This is a genomic window from Lentzea aerocolonigenes (assembly GCF_000955955.1).
Lineage (GTDB): Bacteria > Actinomycetota > Actinomycetes > Mycobacteriales > Pseudonocardiaceae > Lentzea > Lentzea aerocolonigenes_A.
Map to the genome: position 1 here is coordinate 1 of NZ_JYJG01000520.1, position 7507 is coordinate 7507.

At 67.6% G+C, this 7507-nt stretch carries 6 protein-coding genes; 5 read left to right on the top strand and 1 reads right to left on the bottom strand.

Going from position 1 to position 7507, the window contains the following annotated elements; all coding sequences use genetic code 11:
- From UK23_RS45570 to UK23_RS45585, 4 genes are all read left to right on the top strand, one after another.
- On the top strand, positions 1-534 hold a 534-nt coding region (locus UK23_RS45570; protein WP_045318090.1), incomplete at its 5' end, for an RICIN domain-containing protein.
- A 534-nt stretch (positions 535-1068) separates the two neighbouring features.
- Complete coding sequence (locus tag UK23_RS45575) at positions 1069-2049, top strand: SGNH/GDSL hydrolase family protein (RefSeq protein ID WP_045318091.1); 981 nt, start codon at positions 1069-1071, stop codon at positions 2047-2049.
- An 11-nt stretch (positions 2050-2060) separates the two neighbouring features.
- On the top strand, positions 2061-3062 hold the full coding sequence (locus tag UK23_RS45580) for an SGNH/GDSL hydrolase family protein (RefSeq protein ID WP_231114983.1): 1002 nt from the start codon (positions 2061-2063) through the stop codon (positions 3060-3062).
- Positions 3063-3148: 86 nt separating this feature from the next.
- Complete coding sequence (locus UK23_RS45585; protein ID WP_045318093.1) at positions 3149-5053, top strand: glycosyl hydrolase 53 family protein; 1905 nt, start codon at positions 3149-3151, stop codon at positions 5051-5053.
- 112 nt (positions 5054-5165) lie between these two features.
- Here the strand turns inward: UK23_RS45585 and UK23_RS45590 are convergent, their stop codons facing one another.
- On the bottom strand, positions 5166-5657 hold the full coding sequence (locus tag UK23_RS45590) for a winged helix-turn-helix transcriptional regulator (protein WP_045318094.1): 492 nt from the start codon (positions 5655-5657) through the stop codon (positions 5166-5168).
- Between the two features lie 91 nt (positions 5658-5748).
- On the opposite strand from UK23_RS45590, the gene UK23_RS45595 reads away from it, so the two are divergent.
- Positions 5749-7347 (top strand): phytoene desaturase family protein, encoded by a 1599-nt coding sequence (locus UK23_RS45595; protein ID WP_045318095.1) that lies wholly within the window; start codon positions 5749-5751, stop codon positions 7345-7347.
- Positions 7348-7507: the final 160 nt, after the last annotated feature.

Below are 7507 nucleotides of genomic sequence, written 5' to 3' on the forward strand. Positions count from 1 at the left end.
GTCGACTGGGCCCGCTGGACCATGTACGGCGACACCACCGCACGCGACCGCCTCCCCACCGACGCATCCGGATCCAACACCAGGTGGGAAGCCCAGCTGGGCGAGACGCCTGGAGGACCTGGCGTCTACACCTTGACGGCCCAGCACAGCGGCAAGGCCGCCGAAGTCGACGGCGCCTCCACGGCCGTCGGCGCACTGCTGGTCCAGCGGACCGCCGGAAGTGGCACCAACCAGCAGTTCGAGTTCGTGGACGCCGGCGACGGCCACGTCCGCCTCAAGGCCCGCCACAGCAGCCTGTTCCTCCAGCCCACGGGCACCACGACCGGCTCGGACGTCGTCCAGCAGGCCGACAGCGGGGCAACCAGCCAGCAATGGCGCGTCGTCGACCACGGCAACAACGTGATCAGCCTCGTCAACCGGCAGTCCGGCCTCGCCATGGACGTGTGGGAGTACTCGAGCGCCGACGGCGCCCGCATCTCCCAGTGGACCTACACCGGCAACGCCAACCAGCGCTTCGCTCGCCGCCCCGTCTGAGACCACACCCGGCCGGCACGTGGCCCGCGCCAGACCTGGCGCGGGTCCTCTTCCACTGCCACACAACGGATGGATCCACGGGTGCTTCGGGGTGCGGCGCCGGGCGCTCCCCTGCCAGTGCGCATTCCGCGGCGGGGCCACACCCGACACGCCATGCTCAACGAGCGCGCGGTGCCAGCACTCAGGATTCACCCGGTTTCGACGTCAGCTTGTCGAACGTCATGTCGATTCGACTGCCGCGGAAACCGCGTGCGAGCGAACTTGTCGTCGCGACGAACCGATCGTCTCAAAAGGATTCACCCGCAAGACACGGTCTGCTGACCATGCCCGCTGAACTGCGTGAATCGTTGCAAGTCGACCTGTACCCCAGCAGGAGAAACACAGGAAGAGCGTACCTGGAAACCGCTTACCACCAGGTATATCAACAGATTTTGCTCTTGCGCCGAGGCTTGAAGCGGTTCATCGTAACTACCCGGCGTCCGACGCCTACTGGTCTCACGTCCTCCTTCCCTTCTGCCCGAAGGAAAACCAGCGATGAGAAGTCTGACCGTCGCACTGGTCTTGATGTTCGCGGCTGCGCTCGTCACACCGCAGGCCGTCGCGGCCACGGACGTCGGCGTGGCGGATCCCAACCTCCACTACACGGGCCGGTGGCACGCGGACGGCTCGTTGCGGGTTCCCAACTGGGCCGGCGCATACGTCCAAACGTCGTTCACCGGCACCACGGTCCGGGTGAAACTGCGGAACGCGGTCAACATCTACGTCAGCATCGACGGCGGTGCCGACGTGTTCCACCAGGGCGCGCGCGGCACGGTCAACCTCACTCCGCGTCCTCTGGCCATGGGAACGCACCGGATGCGCATCGCGTTCCGTTCCGGCGACACGGTGTTCGGCGGCCTCGTGCTGGACTCCGGTGCCAGGACGGTGAACCCGGCCGTCTCGCCGAAGGTGCTGGAGTTCGTCGGCGACTCGATCACCGCGGGATACCTCGACTCGAAGCTCGCCCTGTCGTCATACGGCTGGCTGGTCGGCCAGAAGCTCGGGCTGCCGCGCACGATCGTCGCGCGGGCGGGCTACTGCCTGGTCGCGAAGGACGGCTGCGTCGGGCAGAGCACCCAGTTCTTCCGCCGGGGCAGCACCGGGGACACGGCGTGGGACTTCGGTCGCTACCAGGCCTCCGCCGTCGTGGTGAACCTGGGCACGAACGACGCGGGCCACGGAGTCGCGGCGAACACTTTCCAATCCACTTACACGCAGTTCCTGCGCGACATCCGCGCCAAATACCCGAACGCGGCCATCTTCGCGTTCGAGACGCTCAAGCGCAGGTACGTGCCGGAGACCAAGGCCGCCGTCACAGCTCGCAACAACGCGGGCGACAGTCGCGTCTACTTCGTCGACACCGAAGGCTGGCTCACCGGCGGCGCGGACTACGCCGACGGAGACGGCCACCCGAACGACCGGGGTCAGGCCAAGATCGCCGACCGTCTCGCCCCGATCGTCACCGCACGGATTTGAGGGGACACCACGTGAGAATTCTCGTCACAGCAGCCGTTCTCGCCGGGATGGTGGTCGCGGTACCGGCCGCGTCCGCGGCGACCATCGGCTCTCCCACCGATCCCAACGTCAAGTACTTCGGTCGATGGAACACGAGTTCATCGACCGCATACGTCTCCGAGTGGGCCGGCGCATATGTCGTCGTCGGGTTCACCGGTACGACGGTGAAGCTCAAGCAGCGCCGCGCGATCGACTTCTTCGTCAGCATCGACGGCAGGCCCGATGTGTCCTATGTGAACCGGAGCGGCACCGTCGACCTGACGCCGACGAAACTCGCGGCCGGCCGGCACACGCTGCGCGTGTCGTACCGCCCGATCGCGGGCTCCTACAAGGGCGACGCGGTGTTCCAGGGCGTCGCCCTCGACGCCGGAGCCCAGACGTTCGTCCCGCCCGTGCCGGAGAAGATCATCGAGTTCGTCGGTGACTCGATCACCGTGGGCCAGCGTTCCTCGAAGCAGGCTCTGACCGCGTACGGCTGGCTCACCGGCGAGAAGCTCAGGGCCGGTCACACGCAGATCGCGGTGGGCGGCGCGTGCCTGCACCCGGCCGCGGACGGCTGCCTGAGCATGCGGGAGGGCTTCCTGCGCACCGGCCTCGCGCTGAACGCCCCTGCATGGAACTTCAGCCGTTACAAGGCGAACGCCGTCGTGATCAACCTCGGTACGAACGACGTCGGGCACAGCGTGACCAAGGACCAGTTCCGCTCCTCCTACGTCACGCTGCTGCGCCGCGCGCGGGAGAAGTACCCGACTGCGGCGATCTTCGCGATGGGCACGTTCCGCAAGCGGTACCTGCCCGAGACCCAGGCTGCGGTGAAGACGCTCAACGACGGTGGCGACAGCAACGTCTACTTCGTCAACACCGAGGGCTGGATCAACGAGGCCACCGACACGGTCGACAACGTGCACCCCAACGACCAGGGACACCGCAAGATCGCCGACCGGCTGGCGCCGATCGTCGGCGCGAAGCTCTAGCCGCGACAAGAACGCGCGCGGGCCGTCTGCCGGCCCGCGCGTGAACACCACCCCACTCGCATCCGCACACATGTCGGGAGAGAGACATGATCGCTCGGTTTCGGGCCCGCGTCAGCGCGGCATTCGTCGTTCTCACGACCGTGGCGGCGGCCGTGGTGTTCATGGCTCCCGCGGCGCAGGCCATTTACGGCACGGCCCAGATCAATCCGATCGAGAGCAACATCGCGGCCAAGTTCTGGGCTTCAGTCACCACGAGCAGCGGCTCGTCCACCGCCCGATCAGCCATCGACGGCAACCCGGCCACCTCCTGGTACGCGGACGGCCCCAGCGCCCGGCAGCAGCTGACCGTCGACCTCGGCGGCGCCTACGACAACCTGCGAAAGGTCAAGGTGGTGTTCGCCGATCGCGGGGTGACCTACCGGTACACCGTCGAAGTCTCGCCCGACGGCCGCCGGTGGAACGAGATCGCCGACAGGTCCCGCAACAGAACCACGGCACGGGGCGCGGTACACCTGTTCACCCGGCCGGGAACGCGTTTCGTCCGGCTCACCGTCGTGGGCACGTCAGGCCACCCCCGGATCGGGGTGAGCGAACTCCAGGTCTTCAACTACCTGCGCGACGACCTCGTCCTCGGTGCCGACATGTCCTGGATGGACGACCGCCAGACGCAGGAACACTGGATCAACCCCCTGGCAGCGGACAAGGGCGCCGGACCGCACCTGCTCGACGTCGCCAAGGACCGCGGCATGGAGTACTCCCGGCTGCGGATCTTCAACGAGCCGAGGAGCGAGAGCTCCGGCGAACCGACACCGATCCCGCGTCAGGGCCCGGAGCGCTCGCTGCAGTCCGCACGGTGGGTCAAGGACCGGAACATGGGTCTGGGCATCGACTTCCACTACGCGGACTCGTGGGCGGACCCGAGCAAACAGCCGAAACCGCGCGCCTGGGCCGAGCTGGAGTTCGACGATCTGACCGGCGCGGTGTACGGCTTCACCCGCGACTACCTCCGCCGCCTCATCCGGCAGGGCACCAGGCCGGACAAGGTCTCCGTCGGAAACGAGATCATCAACGGCTTCCTGTACGGCAGTGAGGCGGCCCTCATCGGGACGACCGCCCCGCCGTACTTCGTCGACCAGGCCGGCCTCTACCAATCGAAGCCCGGCGGCGGACTGCTGTGGCGCTACTGGCAGTCGTCCGACCCGGCGGAGCAACGGCTCTACAACGAGGCATGGGACCGGTTCACCACGCTCGCCACTGCCGGGATCAAGGCCGTCCGCGACACGTCGCCGAAGACCAAGGTCGAGATCCACGTGATCGTCGGCACGGATCGGCTCGCCAAGACGATGGAGTTCTGGCACCAGTTCCTCACCAGGGTGAAGGCCAAGGGCCAGAACCCCGATGTGCTCGCGATCTCCTACTACCCGGAGTGGCACGGTTCACCCGAGGCGCTGGACGTCAACCTGCACACGATGGCGACGGCGTACCCCGGCTACGAGATCGACATCGCCGAGACCGCGTACCCCGCGTCCGGCGGCGACGGCGCGCCGTTGCCCAACTCACCGTTTCCCCGCACCGTCCAGGGCCAGGCGGACGCGATCCAGCGGGTCTTCCAGGCCGCCAACGACGTGGTCGGCAACCAGGGCACCGGTGTGCTGGTCTGGGAACCGGCGGGCTTCCAGTCGATGTTCCGGGCTGTGCCAGGGCTGCCCAACACCTGGGAGCCGCACGCGTCGATCAACGTGTTCAACGCGAGCCAGGCCAGGCACGTCCTCGAGGACACCGTCTACCTCACGACCCGCGTGAGCAGGATCCCGGCGTTGCCCTCCTCGATCCGCGAGCTCGCCACCTCGAACAACGCCGTCACCTCGATTCCCGTTCGATGGCAGGCACTTCCGGGCGGTGCAACCGACAAGCCCGGCGAGGTCGTGGTTGTCGGAACGACGGCGCTGGGCAAGGTCACCGCGGTCATCGACGTCGTCCCGACCCGTTGACCGCAGGGCACCTGGGAGTGATCGCGGTGTGCAGGTACTCCTGATCACCGGCGCGAACGCCCTGGCCCGCGGTGCCCAGCCGAGTTCGTGGAGCTGCCGCGGATCCGGGGGGTCAGCGTTCGACCGGCCGGGCGCCGGGGCCCGGCTCCGCGACCACGTCGCGAGCGGCTTCGATGTCATGGCCCTTCGAGCACCTCAGGATCGTCCCGACCAGGGCGCCGCAACCCTGATGCCGCAATGTCACAGTGGGGCGGCCGCCGGTCAGCCAGCGGTCGGCCCAGCCGATCATGGCGATCAACGTGAACATCAGATCGCGCCCCTTCTCGGTGAGCCGGTACTCCGCCCGTTCACGCGCACCCGGCTCCTTGTAGGGCACCTTGACGAGCAGTTCCTGCGTGACCAGCTCACGCAGCCGGGAGGACAGCGCGGCGGGGCTCATGCCGGTCCGGCGCAGGAAGTCGTCGAAACGGCGGGTGCCGTAGAACGCCTCACGCATGACCAGTCCCATCGTGGGTGGCGCCAACGCCGCCAGTGCCAGCGCGACCGAATCCGGATTGAGGTTCCAGGCGTCGCGGTCCCACTCCGGCACGTCGTGGTGATCCATTCCACATCCTCCGGCCTGACTTGCCTGTGCGAGACTCAGCATCCTAACCTGACTTCAGATCATTGAAGTCAGATGGTGAGGAGATGGTCAGATGTCCGCAGGAGAGAGCTACGTCCGAAGCCAGGTGGGCGACGCCTGGGACGCGATCGTGATCGGGTCGGGGATCGGAGGTCTCGCCGCGGCCGGTTTCCTGGCTCGCGACGGTCGCCGGGTACTGGTTCTCGAGCGGCACACCACGGCGGGCGGCTGCACCCAGGTGTTCCGGCGGGCCGGGTACGAGTGGGACGCGGGTCTGCACTACATGGGCGAGGTTCACCGGCCCGACAGCAGGCTGCGCCAGATCTTCGACCACATCACGGGCGGCGCCCTCGAGTGGGCGCCGATGCCGGAGATTTACAACCGGTTCTTCATCGGCGACCGCGAGTACGCGATCCCTGCCGGAGTCTCCAAGTTCGCCGAAAGCCTCAAGGGGTACTTCCCCGAGGAGAGCCGGGCCGTCGACGCCTACCTGGACCTCGTGTTCGAGACCGCGCGGGCGGCCAAGACCTTCTTCGCCAACCGCGCGCTTCCGCCGGCACTGGCCGAGACCACCTACGCCCAGATGTGCGAACCGTTCCTCGTCCAAGCTGATCGGACCGTCACCGACGTGCTGTCCGAGCTGACCGAGGACCAGGAGCTCATCGCGGTCCTCTGCGGGCACTTCGGCGACTACTCACTGGAACCGTGGCGAGCGTCGTTCGGCATGCACGCCATGCTCATCCAGCATTACCTCGACGGGGCCAACTTTCCCGTCGGCGGCTCCGGCCGAATCGCGGAGACGGTCGCCGAGGTCGTCAGGGCCGCCGGTGGAGCAGTGCTCATCGGCGCCGAAGTGGCGTCCATCATCATCGGCGCGGACGGTGCGGCCCAGGGCGTCACGATGGCCGACGGCCGGCGGTTCACCGCCCCCGTGGTGATCAGCGACGCCGGTATCGCCGCCACGGTCAACCGGCTGCTGCCGGCGGAAGTCGCACAGCGAAGCGGGCTCGCCGACCGGTGCCGGACGATGGAATCCTCGCTCGGCTGGGTGGTGCTCAACATCGGCATCAAGGAGTCCACATCGGACCTCGGACTCGACGGGACGAACATCTGGGCCCACGGTGGCGCGGATTTGAAGGCTCGCGTGGCCGCACATCAGGCCGACCCGCACGGCGAACCCATGCCGGTGTACTTCCTGTCGTTCCCGTCAGCCAAGGACCCCAGCTGGGAGCAGCGCTACCCCGGCCGCACCACGATCGACATCTGCGGTCTGACCACCTGGTCGCTCTTCGAACCGTTCGCCGGAACACGGTGGATGGGCCGCGGTGAGGAGTACGACAAGCTCAAGGACCGACTGATCGAGGAAATGCTCGGCCAGGTGCTGCGGTTCTGCCCGCAGCTCGCAGGGAAGATCGACCACGTCGAGCTGGCCACTCCCATGAGTTTCAACCACTTCCTGGGTCGCACCACAGGTGACTTCATGGGCATGGCGCACACCCCTGAGCGGTTCCGGCAGCGGTGGATCAGCGCCCACACGCCGGTGCCCGGGCTGTACTTCAGCGGCCAGGACGTCGTTTCCGCCGGAGTCAGTGGCGCCATGGTGGGCGGGGCGACGGCCGCCGCCGCGGTGCTCGGGCGCAACGTCCTGGAGGAACTGGCGACCAGCCGATGACGTCCCGGCAGAACCTACGAGGAGAAGCAGTGATCACCCACCGGACCCTGTCCGTCAACGGACTGTCCATGCACATCGCCGAGCAGGGCGAAGGACCGCTCGTCCTGCTCCTGCACGGGTGGCCGGAGACGTGGCACTCGTGGCGCCACCAGTTCCAGTC

Excerpts from the sequence above, each read along its gene's own strand:
- UK23_RS45595 (WP_045318095.1), top strand. The coding sequence starts at position 5,749 with ATGTCCGCAGGAGAGAGCTACGTCCGAAGCCAGGTGGGCGACGCCTGG.
- UK23_RS45590 (WP_045318094.1), bottom strand. The coding sequence starts at position 5,657 with ATGGATCACCACGACGTGCCGGAGTGGGACCGCGACGCCTGGAACCTC.
- UK23_RS45575 (WP_045318091.1), top strand. The coding sequence starts at position 1,069 with ATGAGAAGTCTGACCGTCGCACTGGTCTTGATGTTCGCGGCTGCGCTC.
- UK23_RS45585 (WP_045318093.1), top strand. The coding sequence starts at position 3,149 with ATGATCGCTCGGTTTCGGGCCCGCGTCAGCGCGGCATTCGTCGTTCTC.